Source organism: Pseudacidovorax intermedius, from assembly GCF_001476815.1.
Lineage (GTDB): Bacteria > Pseudomonadota > Gammaproteobacteria > Burkholderiales > Burkholderiaceae_C > Xenophilus > Xenophilus intermedius_A.
The window spans coordinates 1-20205 of the sequence record NZ_LDSL01000052.1; the positions used below are offsets into that span (position 1 = coordinate 1).

A 20205-nucleotide genomic window follows, 5' to 3' on the forward strand; every position below is an offset into this window, starting at 1 on the left:
GATTATGACACGCTTTTTTGGAAAGCTGCAAGAGGTTTCTTCAAACATCCCGCCGCCACAACCAATCACCACCACAAGATCCACAAACACAGCGTTTCTTGCAGCGAGCCTGTCAGTATAGGGGACAGGGCGCTGTAGGCGCAAGTGCCGCGGCAAAAAAGTTGCGCACGCCGCACTTATCAAGCTGGAGAGGACGTTTGGGCTCTGCCCTGCAATAGAGCGAACCGCCGAGCTTGGCGTACAAGTCGCGGGTTGGATTCCGGCATTGACAGCCAATGGGCGCTACTTACGCCTGCGCTGCCAGAACGCAATCACCTCGCCCATGATGCCCCGTCGGAACGCCAGCACGCAGATCATGAAGATCAGGCCAGTGACGATGGTCACCGATTCGCCCAGGGTGTTGAACCAGTCGATGCGGGTCATGGCCGCTAGCCCATTGCCCAGTTCGCCAATCTTGTTTTCGAGCGCCACAACGACGGCTGCGCCCACCAACGGTCCAGAGAGGGTTCCGAGTCCGCCGAGCAGCGTCATGAGAATCACCGAGCCCGATGAGGACCAATGCACGTCGGTCAGCGTGGCGAAGCCCAGTACCAGCGTCTTGAGCGCGCCGGCCAGTCCGGCCAGCGCCGCGGAGATCACGAAGGCGACCAGTTTCACCCGACCGACGTCGTAACCCAGGGAGAGCGCACGCGCTTCGTTCTCCTTGATGCCCTTGAGCAGCTGGCCGAACGGCGAATGGACCGTGCGGACGATGAGCGCGAAGGCGAGCGCGACGATCACCAGGGCGACGTAATACATGGTCAGGTCGCTGCCGAGGTCCAGCATGCCGAACAGGCGGCCGCGCGGCACGCCCTGCAGGCCGTCTTCGCCACCGGTGAACGGCGCCTGCAGCGCCAGGAAGTAGACCATCTGGGCCAGTGCCAGCGTGATCATGGCGAAGTAGATGCCTTGGCGACGGATGGCCAGCAGCCCGAAAACCCAGCCCAGGCCAGCGCCCACGGCCGTGCCCAGCAGCAGACCGAGTTCCGGCGTCACGCCCCAGACCTTGATGGCATGGCCCGCCACATAGGCGGCGCCGCCGAGGAAAGCCGCGTGGCCGAAGGACAGGAGCCCGGTGTAGCCCAGCAGCAGGTTGAAGGCCGCGGCAAAGAGTGCGAAGCACATCAGCTTCATCACGAAGACCGGGTAGGCGCCCAGCCAGGGCGCTGCAAGCAATGCCACGAAGAGCAGGCCGTAGCCCAAGGTGGATCTGGACATCATCGCTCGCGCAGCCTCGCTCATTTTTCCTTGCCGAACAGCCCAGCGGGCCGCAGCAGCAACACCACCACCATGATGACGAACACCACCGTGGAGGACGCCTCCGGATAGAACACCTTGGTCAGGCCCTCGACGACGCCCAGGCCCAGCCCGGTGAGGATGGCGCCCATGATGGAGCCCATGCCGCCGATCACCACCACGGCGAACACCACGATGATCAGGTTCTGCCCCATCAGCGGCGTCACCTGGATCACCGGCGCGGCAAGCACGCCGGCGAAGGCGGCCAGGGCGACGCCGAAACCATAGGTGAGCGTGATCATCAGCGGCACGTTGACGCCGAAGGCCTCGACCAGCCGCGGGTTCTCGGTGCCGGCGCGCAGGTACGCACCCAGGCGCGTCTTCTCGATCACGAACCAGGTGGCCAGACAGACGGTCAGCGACGCGACCACCACCCAGGCACGGTAGTTGGGCAGGATCATGAAGCCCAGGTTGGTCGCGCCGGTGAGCTGGTCGGGCGTGTCGTACTGCAGGCCCGACACGCCATAGAAGGAGCGGAATACACCTTCCACGAGCAGCGTGAGGCCAAGCGTCAGCAGCAGCCCGTACAGGTGGTCCAGCTTGTAGATCCAGCGCAGCAGCAGCCGCTCGATGAGCACACCCAGCAGGCCCACGATGAGCGGCGCCAGGATCAGCATCCACCAGTAGCCGATGCCGAAGTAGTTCATCGCCATCCAGCTGAGCACGGCGCCCAGCATGAACAGCGCCCCGTGGGCGAAGTTGATGACGTTGAGCAGGCCGAAGATCACGGCCAGCCCCAGGCTCAGGATGGCGTAGAACGAGCCGTTGACCAGGCCCAGCAACAGCTGGCTCAGCAAGGCGGGAAGGGAGACGGTCATGGCGTTGGCGCGAAGGTACTCGGTCGACCAGGCCTGGGGTCAGGCCCGGCGCGCGGTGCGGCGGCATCGGGCGGCCCGGGGCGCCCGATGCCGCCGGCCCGTCACTTCCACAGGGCGCACTTGCTCTCGGCCTTGGTGGTGAACACCTGCTCGCCCGGCAGCGTCTTGACCACCTTGAGGTAGTCCCACGGGCGCTTGGACTCGGACGGCTTCTTGGCTTCGACCAGGTACATGTCGTGCACGAAACGGCCGTCGGCGCGGATCTGGCCCTTGCCGTAGAAGTCGCTCACCGGCGTCTTCTTGAGCTGCTCCATCACCTTGTCGGAATCGGTGGTCTTGGCGGCTTCCACCGCCTTGAGGTAGGTCATGGTGGCGGAGTAGTCGGCCGCCTGGATGTCGGTGGGCATGCGCTTGGTCTTGTCGAAGAAGCGCTGGGCCCACTTGCGCGTGTCGTCGTTCATGTCCCAGTACCAGCTGGTGGTGTGCAGCAGGCCTTCGGTGTTCTTCAGGCCCAGGCTGTGGATGTCGGACAGGAAGACCAGCAGGCCAGCCGTCTTCATCGTCTTGTCGATGCCGAACTCCTTGGCCGCCTTGATCGAGTTGATGGTGTCGCCGCCGGCATTGGCCAGGCCCAGGATCTGGGCCTTGGAGTTCTGCGCCTGGAGCAGGAAGGACGAGAAGTCGCTGGCGTTCAGCGGCGTGCGTACCGAGCCCACGACCGTGCCGCCCTTCTCCTTGATGACCTTGGTGGTGTCGGCCTCCAGCGCGTGGCCGAAGGCATAGTCGGCCGTCAGGAAGAACCAGCTCTTGCCGCCCTGGTCGACCACCGCCGCGCCGGTGCCCTTGGCGAGCGCCACGGTGTCGTACGCATAGTGGACGGTGTAGGGCGTGCACTGTTCGTTGGTCAGCGCCGAGGTGGCCGCGCCGTTGTTGAAGTACACCCGCTTCTTCTCGGCCGCCACCTTGGCGGTGGCCAGGGCCGTGCCCGAGTTGGTGCCGCCGAAGACCATCGTCACGCCGGCCGTGTCGATCCACTCGCGCGCCTTGGAGGCGGCGATGTCGGCCTTGTTCTGGTGGTCGGCCGTCAGCAGCTCGATGGGCTGGCCGAGAGCCTTGCCGCCGAAGTCGTCGATGGCCATCTGGATGGCGGTGGCGCCGCCCTTGCCTTCCACGTCGGAGTACAGGCTCGACATGTCGGTGATGAGGCCGATCTTGACCTTCTCCTGCGCCAGGGCGGGAGAAGCGGCGCACAGGGCCAGCACGGCGGAAGCCAGGCAGGTGAGGGAGGTCTTCATGGGTGTTGTCTCCTGGGATGAAAGCGGAAGGACGCGAGGGACTCAGACGCCCAGCAATTCGCCGAGCACCGGCATCTTGGCGTCGAGTTCGGCGGCGCCGAAGGACTCGACCACGCGGCCATGCTCCATGACATAGAAGCGGTCGGCCAGCGGCGCGGCGAAGCGGAAGTTCTGCTCGACCATGAGCACGGTGTAGCCCTTTGCGCGCAGCGTGACGATCATGCGGGCCAGGGCCTGGACGATCACCGGCGCCAGTCCTTCTGAAATTTCGTCGAGCAGCAGCAGCCGCGCGCCGGTGCGCAGGATGCGCGCCACGGCCAGCATCTGCTGCTCGCCGCCGGACAGGCGCGTGCCCTGGCTATGGCGTCGCTCGGCCAGGTTGGGGAACATGGCATAGATCTCGTCGACCGACATGCCCTGTCCGCCGCCCTTGAGCACCGGCGGCAGCAGCAGGTTCTCTTCTGCCGACAGGCTGGCGAAGATGCCGCGCTCTTCGGGGCAGTAGCCGATGCCGTGGTGGGCGATGCGGTAGGTGGGCAGGCCCACGGTCTCGTGGCCATCCACCCGGATGCTGCCCTTGCGGCTGCCGGTCAGGCCCATGATGGCGCGCAGGGTGGAGGTGCGGCCGGCGCCGTTGCGCCCGAGCAGCGTCACCACCTCGCCGTGGTTCACCTGGAGGTCCACGCCATGCAGCACGTGCGATTCGCCGTACCAGGCGTGCAGCCCCTCGATCTGCAGTGCGGGCGCGGCCATCAGTGGGCGCCCTGCAGCTGGCCGTCGGTGGTGCCCATGTAGGCCTCCATGACCTGCGGATTGCGGGAGACCTGCGCATAAGGCCCTTCGGCCAGCACGGCGCCGCGCTGCAGCACGGTGATGGTGTCGGCGATGGTGGAGACCACGCTCATGTTGTGCTCCACCATGAGGATGGTGCGCCCCGCGGAGACCCGCTTGATCAGCTCCGCTACGCGGTGCACGTCCTCGTGGCCCATGCCCTGCGTGGGCTCGTCCAGCAGCATCAGCTCGGGCTCCATGGCCAGCGTGGTGGCGATCTCCAGCGCGCGCTTGCGGCCATAGGGCAGATTGACGGCCAGGTCGTCGGCCATGCCGTCCAGGCCCACCTCGGCCAGCAGTTCGAGCGCGCGGGCATTGAGGGGCAGCAGGCTGCGGTCGCTCTTCCAGAAATGGAAGGAGGTGCCCAGCGCACGCTGCAGCGCCAGCCGCACGTTCTCCAGCACGCTCAGGTGCGGGAACACGGCCGAGATCTGGAAGGAGCGGATGATGCCGCGCCGCGCGATCTGCGCCGGGCGCTCGCGCGTGATGTCGATGCCGTTGAAGAGGATGGTGCCGGAGGTGGGCTCCAGGAACTTGGTGAGCAGGTTGAAGCAGGTCGTCTTGCCTGCGCCGTTCGGCCCGATCAGCGCGTGGATGGCCCCGCGCTGCACCTGCAGGTCGACCCGGCTGACGGCGGTGAAGCCCTTGAACTCCTTCGTGAGCTGGCGTGTCTCGAGGATGATGTCGCTCATCGTCCGGCCTCCTGCCGCTGCGCACCGGTGCTGGGGGTCATGCGTCTCCGTCGTTGTCGTGCCTGACTGTGCCCCGCGATGCCTTGTGGACCTCGGGCGTTGGGGGGCATTGTTGGCATCGCCCTCCCCTGCCGCTACTGGGGCAAATGCGGATGCTGCGGTGCAATGCGACGGGCGGCCTCGCCCGCCGGATGGCGCGGCAGGCGCCCATGAAAAAACGCCCGCTGCCGGCGAGGGCAGCGGGCGTTGCGCGACGCCGGGCCGCGCGTCGATGCGGTCCGTGGACCGCCGCCGTCGGTCAGTGCGCGCCGGCCGCAGCGTCGCTGCCGGCGCCCCCCTTGGCGGGCTTGGCGATCCAGATGATCGGGATCAGCAGCACGAAGAGCACGGCCGAGGCATAGAACAGGTCGGCCGTGGCCAGCATGAAGGACTGCTGGTCGGCCAGCCGGTTGATCTGCGCCAGCGCCTGCTCGGGGCTGAAGCCCGCGCTGCCGAACATCGACAGCGTCGCATTGGCCGCCGGGCTGGCCGGGTTCACCGCCTCGGCCAGCTGCGCATGGTGCAGGGCGGCGCGGTTCTCCCACAGCGTGGTGGAGATCGACGTGCCCATGGCACCGGCCGTGATGCGCGCGAAGTTCGACAGGCCCGAGGCCGCCGGGATGCGGTCCGGCGGCAGGCCCGACAGCGTGATCGTCACCAGCGGGATGAAGAAGAACGCCATGGCGATGCCCTGGATGAGCGTCGGGATCATGATGGTCTCGAAGTCCGTCTGCGTGGTGAAACGCGCGCGCATCCCCACCACGATGGCGAAGACCACGAAGGACAGCGTGGCGTAGATGCGCGGATCCACCCGGCCCACGGTCAGCCCCACCACGGGCGACAGCACGATGGCGAACAGGCCCACCGGCGCCAGCACCATGCCCGCCGACGTGGCCGTGTAGCCCATGAACTGCTGCAGCCACAGCGGCAGGATCACCACGTTGCCGAAGAACAGCCCGTAGCCCACCGACGTGGCCAGCGCCCCCGACCAGAAATTGCGGCGGCGGAACAGCGACAGGTCCACCACCGGATGCTTCTCCGTCAGCTCCCAGGCCAGGAAGAGCGCGAAGCCCACCACCGCCACCACGGCGAGCGCGACGATCTGGCCGGAATGGAACCAGTCCAGCTCCTTGCCCTTGTCCAGCATCAGCTGCAGCGAACCCACCCAGGCCACCAGCAGGCCCAGGCCGATGGCGTCGATGGGCACCTTGCGGGTGGCCGTCTCGCGCTTGCGGTAGATGCTCCACGTCACCGTGGCCGCGAGCAGGCCCACCGGCACGTTGATGAAGAAGATCCACGGCCAGGAGATGTTGTCGGTGATCCAGCCGCCCAGCAGCGGGCCCATGACGGGCGCCACCAGCGTGGTGATGGACCACATGGCCATCGCCAGCCCGGCCTTGGCCCGCGGATAGCTCGACAGCAGCAGGGTCTGCGACAGCGGGATCATCGGTCCGGCCACGAAGCCCTGCAGCGCCCGGAAGGCGATCAGCGTGGTCATGTTGGGGGCCATGCCGCACAGCCAGGAACTCAGCACGAACAGCAGCACGCTGGCCATGAACAGCCGCACCTGGCCGAAGCGCTGGGTGAGGAAGCCGGTAAGCGGCACGGCGATGGCATTGGCCACGCCGAAGCTGGTGATGACCCAGGTGCCCTGCGTCGGGCTGACGCCCAGGTCGCCCGAGATGGCGGGCAGCGAGACGTTGGCGATGGACGTGTCCAGCACGTTCATGAAGGTGGCCGCGGACAGGGCGATGGTGCCCAGCACGCGGGCCGAACCCTCCAGCGGCGCGATGGCGGCCGCTGCCGCCTTCGGATCGGAGGCAGACATGGGCGCAGTCCCCTGCCCTTACTGCGGCCGCGCGGCGGCGGTCGCCGTCGACGCCAGCGCCGCATGGCGGGCGCCGCCGTCGGCCGCCTGGCTCGACGGCGAGGACGCCGCGGGCTTGCCCCGTCCCGCGGCAGGCGCGGCGGACGGTGCCACCGGCTTGCCGAGGTTGGCGGCGATGATGCGCTGCACCGCCTCGTCCGCGCCGTCGTCCTGGCCGTTGTAGACCTGCGTCGAGGCGAAGTCGGCGGGCCGCGGCGCATCGGCGAGCATGCGGCCGCCCGTGTTGCTCACGTCCACCTCGGCGTCCATCGACAGACCCACGCGCAGCGGATGCGCCTTGAGCTCGGCCGGGTCCAGCGTGATGCGCACGGGCACGCGCTGCACCACCTTGATCCAGTTGCCGGTGGCGTTCTGCGCCGGCAGCAGCGCGAAGGCCGCACCGGTGCCCACCCCCAGGCCGGCCACCTTGCCGTGGTAGACCACGTCTTTGCCGTACACGTCCGCCACCAGCTTCACGGGCTGGTCGATGCGCAGGTTGCGCAACTGGCTTTCCTTGAAGTTGGCATCGACCCACAGCTGGTTGAGCGGCACGACGGCCATCAGCGGTGCGCCGGGCGCCACGCGCTGGCCGAGCTGCACGGTGCGCTTGGCCACGTAGCCGTCCACCGGCGCGGGCATGGCCACGCGCTGCGTCGCCAGCCACGCTTCGCGCACCTTGGCGGCGGCGGCGCGCACGCTCGGATGCTCTTCGATGGTGGTGCCTTCGGTCAGCGAGCGGTTGCTGGCCAGCTGCTCGCGCGCCGCGGCCACGGCGGCCTCGGCCGCGGCCTGATTGCTGCGCGCGGCAGCCAGGGCCGTCTCGGCATGGTTGAGCTCTTCCTTGGAGACAGCGCCGTTGCCGGTCAGCGAACGGCGCCGCTGCAGGTCGTCCTGCGCGCGGGCCACGTCCGCGCGGGCCTTGACGACGTCGGCGTCGCGCAGGCTCACCTGCGCGGCCAGCGAACCGTTGTTGACGTACAGCGTGCGGGCTTGGCGCACCGCCTGGCCCAGGGCCGCCTCGGCCTGCGCCAGCGAGACCTCGACGTCGGCCGGATCGAGCCGCACCAGCGGCTCGCCCTGCTTGACGTAGTCGGTGTCGTCGGCGGCGATGGACATCACGGTGCCGCCCACCTGAGGCGTGATCTGGATGATGTTGCCCTGCACGTAGGCGTTGTCGGTGGATTCGTAATGGCTGGCCACCAGCCATTCGTAGGCGGCCCAGCCCAGGCCGCCGACCACCACGACGGCGGCGATGGCGGTCAGCGCCTTGCGGCGCTTGCTGTTGGGCGCCTTGCCTTCGGGCGCGGCGGGGGCGGTGGCGGGAGAAGAAGCAATGTTGTCGTTCATGGTGTGGCTCCTTGCGGACGGACGGGCGCTGCGGTTCAGCGCGCGGCGTTGGCGGATTCTTGAAGGGCGGCCGTCTGCGCCGCCGGGGCCGGCTCGCCGGCCCAGCCCCCGCCCAGCGCGCGGGCGAGCGCGGCCTGGGTGTCGAGGGCGCGTGCGGCCAGGTCCACCGCCTGGCGGCGCTGGGCCAGCACGGCGGTTTCGGCCGTGAGCACGTTGAGGTAGTTGCCCAGGCCGGCCTGGTAGCGCTGCACGGCGATCTGGTAGGCGCCCTCGGCGGCCTCCTGCGCCGCCTGCTGCTCGCGCTGCTGCCGCCCGATGGAACGGCTGCTGGTCACCTGGTCGGCCACTTCGCGCACCGCGTCGAGCACGGCGGCGTTGTAGCTTTCGATGGCCGCGTCGTGGTCGGCAGCCTTGGCCCCCAGGTTGGCCCGCAGGCGACCGCCCTCGAAGATCGGCAGGTGCAGCGCCGGGCCCACGCCCCACTGCAGGCTGCCGGACTTGAGCAGCCGGTCGAAGCCGATGGCCTGGGTGCCGGCGAAGGCCGTGAGGTTGATATTGGGATAGAACTGGGTGCGGGCATTGGCCTCGTCGCTGGCGGCGGCTTCCACGCGCCAGCGCGCGGCGACGACGTCGGGCCGGCGGGCCAGCAGGTCGGCCGGGATCTGCGCGGCCAGCGGCACCGGCCTGAGCGCCGCGAGCGCCGGCGGCGTCAGCTGCGCCGTCGCGTTCGGCACGCCGACCAGCGCGTCGAGCGCATGCCGGGCGTTGTCGATCTGCTCGCCCAGCGCCTCGATCTGCTGGCGCGCCTCGGGCAGGCCGCCTTCGCTCTGGCGCTGCTCCAGCTGCGTGTCGAGGCCGGCGGAGACGCGGTCGCGCACCAGGCGCAGCGTCTCGTCGCGCTGGGCCAGGGTGCGGCGGGCCACGTCGCGCTGCGCCTCGAGGCGCGCCCACTGCACGTAGCTGCGCGCGACGTTGGTGGCCAGCAGGATGCGGGCGGCCTGCACGTCGGCCTCCGCCGCCCTGGCGGCGCCCACGGCGGCCTGGATGGCGCTGCGGTTGCGGCCGAAGAAATCGAGCTCCCAGCTGCCGTTGAGCTGCAGCGTGCCGTTTTCCTGCACGGTGCCACCCAAGGCGCCGTAGATGTAGTTCTCGCTGTAGCGCTGGCGCAGCAGCTGGGCGTCGCCGCTCAGTTGCGGCCGGCCGGCCGCCTCGGCACCGCCGGCCGCGGCCAGGGCGCGCGCGACGCGGGCCTGGGCCACCTGCAGGTTGGGGCTGCTGGCCAGGGCCTGGTCGACCAGCCGGTCGAGCTGCGCGTCGCCGAAGGCCTGCCACCAGCGCGCATCGACCTGGGCGAACTCGGGCGCCGGCCCCGGGGCGGCCGCCGGCACGCCGGCGGCGGTGGCGTCGCGCATGCGCGCATGGGAGGCGATGCCAGCCGTGTCGGCACAGCCAGCCGCCAGCAGTGCCACGACCAGGCCGGCAGCCCAGGCGGCCGGCCGGCGCACGCGGCGCTCGAAAGAACACACGGTCATCGGGAGACTCCTTGCCCGGCCGCGCGGCTGCACGCGGCCTGCTTTCTCTGGGCGTTTTCCAGGATTCGTTGCAGATAGCTCTTGAGCTGCTTCCATTCGGCTTCGGAGAAGCCGGCCAGCACCTCGTTGTGGATGCGGGACAGCACGGCGGGCACCTTTTGCGCGGCGCTCATGCCCTCGGGCGTGAGTTCCAGGTTGACCACGCGGCGGTCTTCCTGCGAACGCACACGGCGCACCAGGTCCTTGGCCTCCAGCCGGTCGAGCAGGCGCGTCATCGCGCCGGTGTCGAGCTGGCACTCGCGCGCCAGTTCGGCCACGGTGCGCGCGCTGCTCGCGTGCAGCTTGTGCAGCGGCACCCACTGTGGATAGGTCGGGCCGCCGGGCTCCACCAGTTCGCCTTCCACCGCCTGCGACACGCAGGCCAGGATGCGCTTCATCGTGTAGCCGAGGCTTTCCTCGGCGGTGTAGGTTTCCGGCTTATAGAAGTCGGCAGGCGGCGGGCCGGACGATGTCCCGGCAGCGTTTGTCTCGGATTTGGACATGGGCGAATATTATTTGCCGCGACAAATACTGTCAAGGCTGAGTTTGGTCCGGCAATGGCTGGCTAGAATCCCCGCCGTTTTGCCGCGCCGCTTCGGCGCCGCCTCCTGCCTTCCCGTGAAGAACGCCAAAACCTCCCCCCGATCGCTTGCCGGCCTGGCCCCTTTTCTGAGGCCTTATCGGCTTCAGATCGCCCTGGCCGGGCTGTTCCTCGTCATGGCCGCGGTGACCACGCTGGTGTTCCCGGTGGCGCTGCGCCAGCTGATCGACGCCGGCCTCGCACCCAAGGCACCGGGCGACCAGGTCATGGCGCTGCGCTCGCATTTCGTCGCCCTCTTCGGCGTGGCCATCGCGCTCGGCCTCTTCTCCGCGGCGCGCTTCTACACCGTGAGCTGGCTGGGCGAGCGCATCACGGCCGACGTGCGCACCGCCGTCTATGCGCGCGTGTTGCGGCAAAGCCCCCAGTTCTTCGAGACCACCCAGACCGGCGAAGTGCTGTCGCGCCTGACCGGCGACACGACGCTGGTGCAGACGGTGGTCGGCTCCTCGCTCAGCATGGGCCTGCGCAATGCCGTGATGGGCGTGGGCGCCCTGGCCATGCTGGTGTGGACCAATCCCTGGCTGATGGCGCAGGTGCTGCTGGTCCTCGTCCTCGTGGTGCTGCCGGCCATGGCCTTCGGCCGGCGGGTCCGCCGCCTGTCGCGGGCCAGCCAGGACCGCGTGGCGGATGCGAGCGCGATCGCGGCCGAGGTGCTCAACGCCATCCCGGTGGTGCAGAGCTACACCGCCGAGCCGCGGGAGGCCCAGCGCTTTGCCACCTCCACCGAGGCCGCCTTCGACACCGCGGTGCGCCGCACCGGCGCGCGGGCCGTGCTGGTGGCCTTCATCATCATCGCCACCTCGGCCGCCCTGCTCTGGGGCCTGTATGCCGGCACGCAGGCCGTGCTGCGCGGCGAGATCAGCCCCGGCCACATGGGGCAGACGGTGGTGTACGTGGTCATCCTGGCCAGCGCGCTGGCCGTGCTGGGCGAGGTCTATGGCGATCTGCTGCGCGCCGCCGGGGCCACCGAGCGGTTGATGGAACTGCTCCACGCGCCGAGCACCATCGCGTCCCCCGACACGCCGGTCGAGCCGCCGCCGGCCGCGGCCGGCGCCACGGTCGCGTTCGACCGGGTGGAATTCCACTATCCCTCGCGGCCGGGCACGCCGGCGCTGCGCGACTTCAGCCTGGCCGTGGCGCCCGGCGAGACGGTCGCCCTCGTCGGTGAAAGCGGGGCCGGCAAGAGCACCGTCTTCCAGCTGCTGCTGCGCTTCTACGATCCGCAATCCGGCCTGCTCCGGCTCGACGGCCAGGCCTTGGGCCAGTTCTCGCTGGAGGCCCTGCGCGCCCGCATCGGCCTGGTGCCGCAGGAGGCGGTGATCTTCTCCACCAGCGCACTCGAGAACATCCGGTACGGCCGCCCCGATGCGACCGAGGACGAGGTGCGCCAGGCCGCGCGCCTGGCCCATGCCGACGGCTTCCTGAGTGCCTTGCCCGAGGGCTACCAGACCTTCCTCGGCGAGCGCGGCGTTCGCCTGTCGGGGGGGCAGAAGCAGCGCATCTCGATCGCGCGCGCCATCCTCAAGGCCCCGCCGCTACTGCTGCTCGACGAAGCCACCAGTGCGCTGGATGCGGAAAGCGAGCGGGTGGTGCAGGCCGCACTCGAATCGGCGATGCAGGGCCGTACCACGCTGGTCATCGCCCACCGCCTGGCCACGGTCCAGAAGGCCGACCGCATCGTCGTGCTGGACCATGGGGCCATCGTCGAGCAGGGCAGCCATGCCGAGCTGCTGGCGCGCGGCGGCATGTACGCCAGGCTGGCGGCGTTGCAGTTCACGGCCTGAGGACGGGCGAACGGCCCTGCATCCGTCGGCCCATGAAGAAGCCCGCCGAAGCGGGCTTTTCAACAGCTGCCGACTACTGAACAGCGCACCGGCCCGCCGCCGTTGCGACGTTCCGCCTTGCTACTGCAGCGTTTCCTTGAGCGCCGCAGGCAGCGGCAGCGGCATCACGCCGATGCCCTCTTCCAGCAAGGCCATCGCTTCCTGGGGCGTCGCCTGGCCACGAATGCCGCGCTCCTCGATCTCGCCGCTGTGCATGCGCCGGGCTTCCTGCGCGAAGCGCTCGCCGACGTCCTCGGTGCTGGCCAGCACCTGGCGCACCGCCTTCATCCAGCGGGCCTCGATGGACTCGGTCGTGGCCGGAACAGGCACCGGCGCCGCGGGCGCCGCCTCGGCCGGCTCTCGGCGGCCGGCGCCCAGGTTGAGGCGCGGCGCGCTCAGGCCCTTGGCGATGGCGGTGTCGCCGCACAGCGGGCATTCGATCTGGCCGCCGTCCCGCTGGCGTTCGAATTCCGCTTCGGAGCCGAACCAGCCCTCGAAGCCGTGGCCATGGGCGCAACGCAGATTGAGGACCTTCATGACGCGGGATTATCCGCAGACTGCCAATCCAGCGCCCAGTGGCCGGAAAGCACGTTCTGCATCCAGACCGTGCAGGCCAGCGTCTTGGCATCGGTGACGGTGCCGTCGCGGCACCAGCCCAGCAGCTCGTCCGGCGTGGCCGTGAACACGTCCAGGAACTCGCCCTGGTCGAGCTGGCGCTCGCCCGCCACGAGGCCGCGTGCGAAGTAGATGTGGATCACTTCGGTGGAATAGGCCACGGCCAGGTGCATTTCGCCCGCCCGGGCCCACTCGCGCGCGCGGTAGCCGGTTTCCTCCAGCAGCTCGCGCTGGCCGCAAAGCAGCGGGTCCTCGTCCGCGTCCAGCTTGCCGGCGGGAAACTCGACCATGACGCACGCCACCGGATAGCGGAACTGCCGCTCCAGCACCACGCGGCCATCGTCCAGCAAGGGAATCACCACCACGGCACCGGGGTGCACCACGTACTCGCGCGTCGCGGCACCGCCATCAGGCAGCGCGACCGTGTCGCGCAGTGCGCGCAGGAAGCGGCCCTGGAACAGCAGCTCCGAAGCGACCTTCTTTTCTTCCAGATGGGAGATGTCTGCAGTCACGAGTCAGTGCCCTTCTTTCGCTTGAGGAGGTAGCGCCAGACGAAGCCAGGGAAGGCCAGCACGACGAAGAAGGCGCCGGTCACGGCATAGAACTCCCAGCCCTGCGCCGCCACCATGCCCTGGCGTGCCTCGAAGAGACGTCCGACGCCCCCGGCGACCAGGTAGCACAGCAGCAGTTCGGCCAGACGCAAAGCGAGCGGCTTGAACGCCGTGCGCCAGGGCAGCACGGCGAGCAACCGCTCGTTGACGAAGGGCAGGTTGGCCAAGACCAGCGCGACACCCAGCACCACCCAGGCCGATGCGACGCCGCTGTCCACGCTGCGATCAGTTGCCCAGCGTGGCCACGATGGCCTGGGCGCAGAGCGTCATCAGGCCGCCGGGCAGGATGCCGAGGATCAGGATCAGCGCGCCGTTGATCGACAGCACTGCGCGCACGTCGCGCGGCGCGGCCACGGTCGTCACGGTCAGCGGGGCGTCGAAGTACATCACCTTCACGACGCGCAGGTAGTAGAAGGCACCGATCAGCGACATCAGCACGGCGAACACCGCCAGGCCGATGTAGAAGCCCTGGCCCGAGGCCAGCAGCGCCTGCAGCACCGCCAGCTTGGCATAGAAGCCGACCAGCGGCGGAATGCCGGCCAGCGAGAACATGGCGATGGCCATCACGCCGGCATACAGCGGGCTGCGCTGGTTGAGGCCGGCGAGGTCGGAAATCTCCTCGCTCTCGAAGCCCTCCCGGGCCAGCAGCAGGATGATGCCGAAGCTCGCCAGCGTGGTCAGCACATAGGTCACGATGTAGAACATCGAGGCGCTGTAGGCGTACTGGGCGTTGAGCGTGTTGCCGTCCACCACGCCGGCCACCAGGCCGAGCAGCACGAAACCCATCTGCGCGATGGTCGAGTAGGCCAGCATGCGCTTGAGGTTGGTCTGCGCCACGGCGGCCAGGTTGCCCACCAGCAGCGACGCCACGGCCAGCACGGCCAGCATCTGCTGCCAGTCAAAGGCCAGCGGCAACATGCCTTCCACCAGCAGGCGGATGACGATGGCGAAGGCGGCCAGTTCGGGCGCGGCGCCGATCAGCAGCGTCACGGCCGTGGGGGCGCCGTGGTAGACGTCAGGCAGCCACATGTGGAACGGCGCGGCGCCCAGCTTGAACGCCAGCCCGGCCACGATGAAAACGAGTCCGAAAACCAGCACCTGGTGGTTCACCTTGCTGCTGGCGATGCTCTTGAAGACCTCGTTGACGTCCAGCGAGCCGGTGGCGCCGTACATCATCGACATGCCGTAGAGCAGGAAGCCGCTGGCCATGGCGCCGAGCACGAAGTACTTCATGGCGGCTTCGCTGGCGGTGGCGTGGTCGCGGCGCAGGGCCACCAGGGCGTAGCTGGACAGCGTCAGCAGTTCCAGGCCCAGGTAGATCATCAGGAAGTTGCTGCCCGAGATCATCACGAACATGCCCAGCAGCGAGAACAGGCTGAGCGTGAACATCTCGCCGCCGCGCAGCATCTGGCGGTCGGCCGCATAGGGACGGCCGTAAACCAGCGTGACCATCAGCGCCACGGCCGAGAAGCACTTGAGCCAGTTGCCCATGGGATCGCTGACCACCATGCCGCCGAAGCCGTGGAAGGTCTGGCCATTGGCCGCGTTCATGCCGGTGAGCAGGGCCGTGGCGGCCAGCGTCAGCAGCGTGAGCACATGGGTGGCGGTGCGGTGCGTGCTGCGGACCCGCAGGTCGAACAGCGTGATGACGCAGGCCATCACCAGCAGCAGGATCTCGGGGTAGATGGCCACCCAACTGAGTTTGTCGATCATCTTGTTCTCTTGTCTGCGTGGACTCTGGTCAGGGCAGCTTGGAGGCGGCCACGTGGCGCAGCAGCTCGGCCACGGAAGCGTTCATCACGTCGGTGAAGGGCTTGGGGTCCAGGCCCATCCAGAGCACGGCCACGGCCAGCACGGCGAGCATGAAGAACTCGCGGCCGTTGATGTCCGTCAGTTCCTTCACGTGGTCATTGCCGATGGGGCCCAGGTACACGCGCTTGTACATCCACAGGGTGTAGGCGGCGCCGAAGATCAGGGCGGTGGCGGCCATCAGGCCGATCCAGAAGTTGGCCTTCACAGCGCCCAGGATCACCATCCACTCGCCCACGAAGCCGGCGGTCGCGGGCAGGCCGCAGTTGGCCATGGCGAACAGCAGCGCGAAGGCCGAGAACTTGGGCATGACGTTGACCACGCCGCCGTAGTCGGCGATCTGGCGCGAATGCATGCGGTCGTACAGCACGCCGATGGACAGGAACATCGCACCCGACACGAAGCCGTGGGCGATCATCTGCACGATGCCGCCGGCCACACCGAGCGGGTTGAAGATGAAGAAGCCCAGCGTCACGAAGCCCATGTGGGCCACCGAAGAATAGGCCACCAGCTTCTTCATGTCGCGCTGGACCATCGCCACCAGGCCGACGTAGATCACGGCCACGATCGACAGCGCGATCATCAGCCAGGCCCACTCGCGGGCGGCGTCGGGGGCGATCGGCATGGAGAAGCGCAGGAAACCGTAGGCACCCAGCTTCAGCATGATGGCGGCCAGCACGGCGGAGCCGCCGGTGGGCGCCTCGACGTGCACGTCGGGCAGCCAGGTGTGCACCGGCCACATCGGCACCTTGACGGCGAAGGCCGCGAAGAAGGCGAAGAAGATCAGCGTCTGCGCGGTGGCGCCCAGCGGGGTGCGGTGCCAGGTGGCGATGTCGAAGCTGCCGCCCGAGGCGCGGTACAGGTACACCAGCGCCACCAGCATCAGCAGCGAACCGAGCAGCGTGTACAGGAAGAACTTGAAGGCCGCGTAGATCCGGTTCGGGCCGCCCCAGATACCGATGATCAGGTACATCGGGATCAGCGTGGCCTCGAAGAACACGTAGAACAGCATGCCGTCGAGCGCGGCGAAGACGCCGATCATCAGGCCCGACAGAATCAGGAACGCGCCCATGTACTGGTTGACGCGCTCGGTGATCACCTCCCAGGCCGAGATCACGACGATCACGGTGATGAAGGCCGTGAGCAGCACGAACCACATCGACAGGCCATCGACACCCAGGTGGTAGTTGATGTTGAAGCGCTCGATCCAGGGCGCGCGCTCGACGAACTGCATCGCCGCGGTGCCGGTCTGGAAACGCGTGTACACCGGAATGGTGACGAGGAAGCTCCCCACCGACCCGACGAGTGCCGCCCAGCGCACGAAGCGCGCCTGGTCGTCCCGCCCGAACGCCAGCAGCAGGGCGCCGATCACGATCGGCAGCCAGATGGCAAGGCTCAGCAAACCCATTTTTCTTGTTCTCCAGCCCGCGTCAGCGCTTGAACCAGACGAAGTACGTCATGAGAAGGAACACCCCCAGCAGCATGGCGAAGGCGTAGTGATAGATGTAGCCCGACTGGATCCAGCGGATGGCCGCCGAGATGCGGCCCACCAGCTTCCAGGAGCCGTTGACCAGCGCGCCATCGATGACGGCCTGGTCGCCGCCCTTCCAGAGGCCGGTGCCCAGCGCACGGGCGCCACGGGCCAGGATGTTCTCGTTGATCCAGTCGAGGTAGTACTTGTTCTCGAGCAGGTTGTAGATGGGCATGCAGGCACGCTTGATGGCGGCCGGCAGCGCCGGGTTGACCATGTACATGTAGTACGACAGGGCCACGCCGGCGATCGCCAGCCACAGCGGCAGGCTGGTCAGCGAATGCAGGGCCATGGCGACCGGGCCGTGGATGTCCTCGCGCAGTTCGGCCATCGCGGGGTGGCGCGCCACGTCGACGAAGATCACGCCGTCGAAGAAGCTGTTCAGCATCGGCATCAGCGTGAAGAAGCCGATCACCACCGACGGGATCATCAGCAGCAGCAGCGGCACCGTCACCACCTTGGGCGACTCGTGCGGCTCATGGTGGCCATGGCCGTGATGGTCGTCGTGGCCGTGGCCATGCGCGTCGTCATGGTGCGCGTCCGGGTTCTGGTCGTAGCGCTCCTTGCCGTGGAAGACCAGGAAGTAGAGGCGGAACGAATAGAAGGCCGTAACGAACACGCCGGCGACCACCGAGAAGTAGGCGAAGCCCGCCGCCGGCAGATGGCTGGCATGCACCGCCTCGATGATGGCGTCCTTGGAATAAAAGCCCGAGAAGAAGGGCGTGCCGATCAGCGCCAGGGAGGCCAGCAGGAAGGTGATCCAGGTGATGGGCATGTACTTGCGCACGCCGCCCATCCAGCGGATGTCCTGGTTGTGGTGCATGCCCATGATGACCGAGCCGGCACCGAGGAACAGCAAGGCCTTGAAGAAGGCGTGCGTCATCAGGTGGAACACGGCGACCGGGTAGGCCGACACGCCCAGCGCCACGGTCATGTAGCCCAGCTGCGACAGCGTCGAATAGGCCACCACGCGCTTGATGTCGTTCTGGATGATGCCAAGGAAGCCCATGAACAGCGCCGTGATCGAACCGATCACCAGGATGAAGTTCAGGGCCGTGTCCGACAGCTCGAACAGCGGCGACATGCGCGACACCATGAAGATGCCGGCGGTCACCATCGTGGCGGCGTGGATCAGCGCGGAGATGGGTGTCGGGCCTTCCATCGAGTCCGGCAGCCACACGTGCAGCGGGAACTGCGCGCTCTTGCCCATCGCACCGATGAACAGGCAGATGCAGATCACCGTGATCAGCATCCAGTCGGTGCCCGGGAAGCCCATGCGGCCCAGTTCGCCCGACTTGGCGAATATCTCGGTGTAGTTAAGCGTGCCGGTGTAGGCAGCGATCAGGCCAATGCCGAGGATGAAGCCGAAGTCGCCCACGCGGTTGACCAGAAACGCCTTCATGTTGGCGAAGATGGCCGTCGGCTTGTTGTACCAGAAGCCGATCAGCAGGTACGACACCAGGCCCACCGCCTCCCAGCCGAAGAACAGCTGCAGCAGGTTGTTGCTCATCACCAGCATCAGCATGGAGAAGGTGAAGAGCGAGATGTAGGCGAAGAATCGGTTGTAGCCTTCGTCCTCTTCCATGTAGCCAATGGTGTAGATGTGCACCATCAGCGACACGAAGGTGACGACGCACATCATCATCGCGGTCAGGCTGTCGATCATGAAGCCGACTTCCATCTTCAGGCCGCCCACCACCATCCATTCGTAGATGGTCGCGTTGAAGCGCGCGCCGTCAACGGCCACGCTGTAGAGCGTCATCGCCGACAGCACGAAGGCGATCAGCACGCCGAGGATGGTGAGCGTATGCGAGGCGGCGCGGCCGATGCGGTTGCCGCCGAACTGGGTGCCGAGGATACCGGCGAGCACGCAGCCGACCAGCGGTGCCAGCGGCACCGCCAGCAGGGTGGATGCAGACAAGGTCGTGGCCATCGTTATCCCTTCAGCGCGTCGAGTTCATCGACGTTGATGGTCGACTTGTTGCGGAACAGCAGCACCAGCAATGCCAGGCCGATGGCCGATTCGGCCGCTGCCACGGTGAGGATGAAGAACACGAAGATCTGTCCGTGCATGTCGCCAAGGTAGGACGAGAAAGCGACGAAGTTCATGTTGACCGCCAGCAGCATCAGTTCGATGCACATCAGCAGCACGATGAGGTTCTTGCGGTTGAGGAAGATGCCGATGACGGCCAGCGCGAACAGGATGGCGCCGAGCGACAGGTAGTGGCCGAGGGTCAATGTCATCACTTACTCTCCCCTTCCGCGGCCGGCGCGGCGGGTTTCGGGGCCTGGGTCGGCGCCACCTTGACCACCTTCAGGCGGTCGCTGGCCTTGACGTGGATCTGGTCCTTCACGTCCACGTAGCGCGTGTCCTTGCGGCGGCGCAGCGTGAGGGCGATGGCGGCGATCATGGCCACGACCAGGATCACGGCGGCAACCTGCACCGGGTAGACGTATTCGCTGTAGAGCAGCAGGCCCAGGGCCTTGGTGTTGGAGACCTGATTCGTCGCCGCCATGGCGTCGGCCGCGGAGGTCTGAAGGCGGAAGCCCCCCATCAGCACGTAAGCCATCTCGAGTGCGATCACCACGCCGACCAGTGCGGCGAGCGGGAAGTGCTTCCAGAAATTCTGGCGCAGATGGTCGACGTTGAGGTCGAGCATCATCACCACGAAGAGGAAGAGCACCATCACCGCGCCCAGGTACACCAGCACAAGGACGATGGCCAGGAACTCGGCCTTCAGCAGCAGCCACACGGCGGAGGCCTGAGAGAAGGCGAGCATCAGGTACAGCACCGCATGCACGGGGTTGCGGGCGGTCACGACCCGGAAGGCTGCGAACAGCAGCACGACCGAGAACAGGTAGAAGAAGCCGGTCTTGGCGTCCATGGGTTTTTCTTTTCGCTTCGCCGGTTCAGCGGTACTTGGCGTCGGCCGCCTTGCTGGCCGCGATCTCTTGCTCGTAGCGGTCGCCCACTGCCAGCAGCATGTCCTTGGTGAAGTACAGGTCACCGCGCTTTTCGCCGTGGTACTCCAGGATGTGCGTCTCGACGATCGAATCCACCGGGCAGCTCTCTTCGCAGAAGCCGCAGAAGATGCACTTGGTCAGGTCGATGTCGTAGCGGGTGGTGCGGCGGGTGCCATCGTCGCGCACGGCCGACTCGATGGTGATGGCCACGGCGGGGCACACGGCTTCGCAGAGCTTGCAGGCGATGCAGCGCTCCTCGCCGTTCTCGTAGCGGCGCAGGGCGTGCAGGCCGCGGAAGCGCGGCGACAGGGGGGTCTTTTCTTCCGGGAACTGGACGGTCACCTTGCGGCGCAGCGCATAGCGGCCCGTCAGGGCCATGCCCTTGAACAGTTCGACGAGCATGAAGCTCTTGAAGAAGTCCTTGATCGAAAAAGGAGAAGCAGCGACGGCAGTCAT

General features: G+C 67.6%; 19 protein-coding genes. 1 reads left to right on the top strand and 18 read right to left on the bottom strand.

Annotation, left to right across the window (positions count from 1 at the left end; all coding sequences use genetic code 11):
- Positions 1–282: 282 nt before the first annotated feature.
- The 9 genes from NS331_RS08530 to NS331_RS08570 all read right to left on the bottom strand — a co-directional run bounded on the left by NS331_RS08530 (position 283) and on the right by NS331_RS08570 (position 10298).
- Entirely contained in the window at positions 283–1281 is a 999-nt protein-coding gene (locus tag NS331_RS08530; RefSeq protein ID WP_440589375.1) for a branched-chain amino acid ABC transporter permease, read from the bottom strand.
- A complete protein-coding gene (locus NS331_RS08535) occupies positions 1278–2153 on the bottom strand; it encodes a branched-chain amino acid ABC transporter permease (protein WP_058641583.1) in 876 nt (291 codons plus the stop codon). The genes NS331_RS08530 and NS331_RS08535 overlap by 4 nt, the downstream gene beginning before the upstream one ends.
- A 101-nt stretch (positions 2154–2254) precedes the next feature.
- Positions 2255–3448 (bottom strand): ABC transporter substrate-binding protein, encoded by a 1194-nt coding sequence (locus tag NS331_RS08540; RefSeq protein ID WP_058641584.1) that lies wholly within the window; start codon positions 3446–3448, stop codon positions 2255–2257.
- 42 nt (positions 3449–3490) lie between these two features.
- Positions 3491–4201 (bottom strand): ABC transporter ATP-binding protein, encoded by a 711-nt coding sequence (locus tag NS331_RS08545; protein WP_058641585.1) that lies wholly within the window; start codon positions 4199–4201, stop codon positions 3491–3493.
- Positions 4201–4971 (bottom strand): ABC transporter ATP-binding protein, encoded by a 771-nt coding sequence (locus NS331_RS08550; protein ID WP_058641586.1) that lies wholly within the window; start codon positions 4969–4971, stop codon positions 4201–4203. Before NS331_RS08550 ends, NS331_RS08545 begins: the two co-directional genes overlap by 1 nt.
- 298 nt (positions 4972–5269) lie before the next feature.
- Positions 5270–6838, bottom strand: coding sequence for a DHA2 family efflux MFS transporter permease subunit (locus NS331_RS08555; protein ID WP_058641587.1), 1569 nt, complete (start codon positions 6836–6838; stop codon positions 5270–5272).
- Between the two features lie 18 nt (positions 6839–6856).
- A complete protein-coding gene (locus NS331_RS08560; RefSeq protein ID WP_058641588.1) occupies positions 6857–8224 on the bottom strand; it encodes an HlyD family secretion protein in 1368 nt (455 codons plus the stop codon).
- 35 nt (positions 8225–8259) lie between these two features.
- Positions 8260–9756: an efflux transporter outer membrane subunit gene (locus tag NS331_RS08565; protein WP_058641589.1), complete on the bottom strand. Its 1497-nt coding sequence runs from the start codon at positions 9754–9756 to the stop codon at positions 8260–8262.
- Positions 9753–10298: a MarR family winged helix-turn-helix transcriptional regulator gene (locus NS331_RS08570; RefSeq protein ID WP_058641590.1), complete on the bottom strand. Its 546-nt coding sequence runs from the start codon at positions 10296–10298 to the stop codon at positions 9753–9755. Before NS331_RS08570 ends, NS331_RS08565 begins: the two co-directional genes overlap by 4 nt.
- Between NS331_RS08570 and NS331_RS08575 the strand changes: the two genes are divergently transcribed.
- Positions 10297–12180, top strand: a complete 1884-nt coding sequence (locus NS331_RS08575) for an ABC transporter transmembrane domain-containing protein (protein WP_082702343.1) — start codon at positions 10297–10299, stop codon at positions 12178–12180. The two genes, NS331_RS08570 and NS331_RS08575, sit on opposite strands and share 2 nt — an antisense overlap.
- A 120-nt stretch (positions 12181–12300) precedes the next feature.
- Here NS331_RS08575 and NS331_RS08580 read toward each other — a convergent pair whose 3' ends face one another.
- From NS331_RS08580 to nuoI, 9 genes are read right to left on the bottom strand one after another with little or no spacing between them, the layout of a single operon-like run.
- Complete coding sequence (locus NS331_RS08580; RefSeq protein ID WP_058641591.1) at positions 12301–12756, bottom strand: DUF1178 family protein; 456 nt, start codon at positions 12754–12756, stop codon at positions 12301–12303.
- Positions 12753–13346: an NUDIX domain-containing protein gene (locus NS331_RS08585; protein WP_058641592.1), complete on the bottom strand. Its 594-nt coding sequence runs from the start codon at positions 13344–13346 to the stop codon at positions 12753–12755. The genes NS331_RS08580 and NS331_RS08585 overlap by 4 nt, the downstream gene beginning before the upstream one ends.
- A complete protein-coding gene (locus NS331_RS08590; protein WP_058641593.1) occupies positions 13343–13663 on the bottom strand; it encodes a DUF2818 family protein in 321 nt (106 codons plus the stop codon). Before NS331_RS08590 ends, NS331_RS08585 begins: the two co-directional genes overlap by 4 nt.
- A 7-nt stretch (positions 13664–13670) precedes the next feature.
- Positions 13671–15158 (bottom strand): NADH-quinone oxidoreductase subunit NuoN, encoded by a 1488-nt coding sequence (nuoN, locus tag NS331_RS08595; protein ID WP_058641594.1) that lies wholly within the window; start codon positions 15156–15158, stop codon positions 13671–13673.
- Positions 15159–15186: 28 nt separating this feature from the next.
- Entirely contained in the window at positions 15187–16662 is a 1476-nt protein-coding gene (locus tag NS331_RS08600) for an NADH-quinone oxidoreductase subunit M (RefSeq protein WP_058641595.1), read from the bottom strand.
- 22 nt (positions 16663–16684) lie between these two features.
- The gene (gene nuoL / locus NS331_RS08605; protein WP_058641596.1) at positions 16685–18718 is read right to left on the bottom strand and encodes an NADH-quinone oxidoreductase subunit L; all 2034 of its coding nucleotides are present in this window, start codon (positions 18716–18718) and stop codon (positions 16685–16687) included.
- Positions 18719–18720: 2 nt separating this feature from the next.
- Positions 18721–19029, bottom strand: a complete 309-nt coding sequence (gene nuoK / locus NS331_RS08610) for an NADH-quinone oxidoreductase subunit NuoK (RefSeq protein WP_058641597.1) — start codon at positions 19027–19029, stop codon at positions 18721–18723.
- On the bottom strand, positions 19029–19670 hold the full coding sequence (locus NS331_RS08615) for an NADH-quinone oxidoreductase subunit J (RefSeq protein WP_058641598.1): 642 nt from the start codon (positions 19668–19670) through the stop codon (positions 19029–19031). Before NS331_RS08615 ends, nuoK begins: the two co-directional genes overlap by 1 nt.
- A 25-nt stretch (positions 19671–19695) precedes the next feature.
- The gene (gene nuoI / locus NS331_RS08620; protein ID WP_058641599.1) at positions 19696–20205 is read right to left on the bottom strand and encodes an NADH-quinone oxidoreductase subunit NuoI; all 510 of its coding nucleotides are present in this window, start codon (positions 20203–20205) and stop codon (positions 19696–19698) included.

What these genes read in the sequence shown, in the direction of transcription:
- NS331_RS08570 (WP_058641590.1), bottom strand. Translation starts at nt 10,298, where the DNA reads ATGTCCAAATCCGAGACAAACGCTGCCGGGACATCGTCCGGCCCGCCG.
- nuoI (WP_058641599.1), bottom strand. Translation starts at nt 20,205, where the DNA reads ATGACTGCCGTCGCTGCTTCTCCTTTTTCGATCAAGGACTTCTTCAAG.
- NS331_RS08550 (WP_058641586.1), bottom strand. Translation starts at nt 4,971, where the DNA reads ATGAGCGACATCATCCTCGAGACACGCCAGCTCACGAAGGAGTTCAAG.
- nuoL (WP_058641596.1), bottom strand. Translation starts at nt 18,718, where the DNA reads ATGGCCACGACCTTGTCTGCATCCACCCTGCTGGCGGTGCCGCTGGCA.
- NS331_RS08580 (WP_058641591.1), bottom strand. Translation starts at nt 12,756, where the DNA reads ATGAAGGTCCTCAATCTGCGTTGCGCCCATGGCCACGGCTTCGAGGGC.
- NS331_RS08560 (WP_058641588.1), bottom strand. Translation starts at nt 8,224, where the DNA reads ATGAACGACAACATTGCTTCTTCTCCCGCCACCGCCCCCGCCGCGCCC.
- NS331_RS08565 (WP_058641589.1), bottom strand. Translation starts at nt 9,756, where the DNA reads ATGACCGTGTGTTCTTTCGAGCGCCGCGTGCGCCGGCCGGCCGCCTGG.
- NS331_RS08575 (WP_082702343.1), top strand. Translation starts at nt 10,297, where the DNA reads ATGGGCGAATATTATTTGCCGCGACAAATACTGTCAAGGCTGAGTTTG.
- NS331_RS08530 (WP_440589375.1), bottom strand. Translation starts at nt 1,281, where the DNA reads ATGAGCGAGGCTGCGCGAGCGATGATGTCCAGATCCACCTTGGGCTAC.
- nuoN (WP_058641594.1), bottom strand. Translation starts at nt 15,158, where the DNA reads ATGATCGACAAACTCAGTTGGGTGGCCATCTACCCCGAGATCCTGCTG.
- NS331_RS08545 (WP_058641585.1), bottom strand. Translation starts at nt 4,201, where the DNA reads ATGGCCGCGCCCGCACTGCAGATCGAGGGGCTGCACGCCTGGTACGGC.
- NS331_RS08600 (WP_058641595.1), bottom strand. Translation starts at nt 16,662, where the DNA reads ATGGGTTTGCTGAGCCTTGCCATCTGGCTGCCGATCGTGATCGGCGCC.
- NS331_RS08555 (WP_058641587.1), bottom strand. Translation starts at nt 6,838, where the DNA reads ATGTCTGCCTCCGATCCGAAGGCGGCAGCGGCCGCCATCGCGCCGCTG.
- nuoK (WP_058641597.1), bottom strand. Translation starts at nt 19,029, where the DNA reads ATGACATTGACCCTCGGCCACTACCTGTCGCTCGGCGCCATCCTGTTC.
- NS331_RS08535 (WP_058641583.1), bottom strand. Translation starts at nt 2,153, where the DNA reads ATGACCGTCTCCCTTCCCGCCTTGCTGAGCCAGCTGTTGCTGGGCCTG.
- NS331_RS08615 (WP_058641598.1), bottom strand. Translation starts at nt 19,670, where the DNA reads ATGGACGCCAAGACCGGCTTCTTCTACCTGTTCTCGGTCGTGCTGCTG.
- NS331_RS08540 (WP_058641584.1), bottom strand. Translation starts at nt 3,448, where the DNA reads ATGAAGACCTCCCTCACCTGCCTGGCTTCCGCCGTGCTGGCCCTGTGC.